Origin of the sequence: Mesorhizobium sp. M1E.F.Ca.ET.041.01.1.1 (genome assembly GCF_003997355.1) — a bacterium.
In the GTDB taxonomy this organism is placed as follows: Bacteria; Pseudomonadota; Alphaproteobacteria; order Rhizobiales; family Rhizobiaceae; genus Mesorhizobium.
In genome coordinates this window covers 1-796 of sequence record NZ_RZSL01001132.1, presented here as the reverse complement: position 1 = coordinate 796, position 796 = coordinate 1, and the positions used below count along the sequence as shown (strand labels likewise).

At 66.6% G+C, this 796-nt stretch carries 1 protein-coding gene; it reads right to left on the bottom strand.

From position 1 onward, the window contains the following. On the bottom strand, nt 1–796 hold a 796-nt coding region (purD, locus tag EOA38_RS37895), incomplete at both ends, for a phosphoribosylamine--glycine ligase (RefSeq protein ID WP_127301614.1).

Sequence of the window (796 nt, the reverse complement as noted above, 5' to 3'; positions counted from 1 at the left end):
GACGAGAAGATCGTCCTTCAGCCGCATCATCAGCACCTGGCATTCGGGATCGCCGAAGCGGGTGTTGTATTCGATGAGCTTCGGCCCCTGGTCGGTGATCATCAGCCCGGCGAAGAGGATGCCGGCGAAAGGCGCGCCGATATTGGCCATGCCGCGCATGGTCGGCTCGATGATCTCGCGCATGGTGCGCTCGGTCATCTCAGGCGTCATCACCGGCGCCGGCGAATAGGCGCCCATGCCGCCGGTGTTCGGGCCGATATCGCCATCGCCGACGCGCTTGTGGTCCTGCGCGGTGCCGAAGGGCAGCGCGGTCGCGCCGTCGCAGAGGCAGAAGAAGCTCGCCTCCTCGCCGGTCAGATACTCCTCGACGACGACCTCGGCGCCGGCGACGCCAAAAGCACCTTCGAAACAGGCCTCGAGCGCGGCCAGCGCCTCCTCCAGCGTCATGGCGATGGTGACGCCCTTGCCGGCGGCGAGCCCGTCGGCCTTGATGACGATCGGCGCGCCTGTCTTCTCGACATAGGCCTTGGCCGAGGCAAGGTCGCTGAAACGGCCATAGGCTGCCGTCGGGATGTTGAATTTCGCGCAAAGGTCCTTGGTGAAGCCTTTCGAGCCCTCGAGGCGCGCCGCCGCCTTGGACGGACCGAAGACGCGGATGCCCCAGGCGCGCAGATCATCGGCAATGCCGGCGACCAGCGGACCCTCCGGGCCGACCACGACCAGATCGACCTTCTTCTCCCGGCAGAAGGCCGCGACGGCGGAATGGTCGGCAATGTCCAGCTTGACCAGTTCGGCG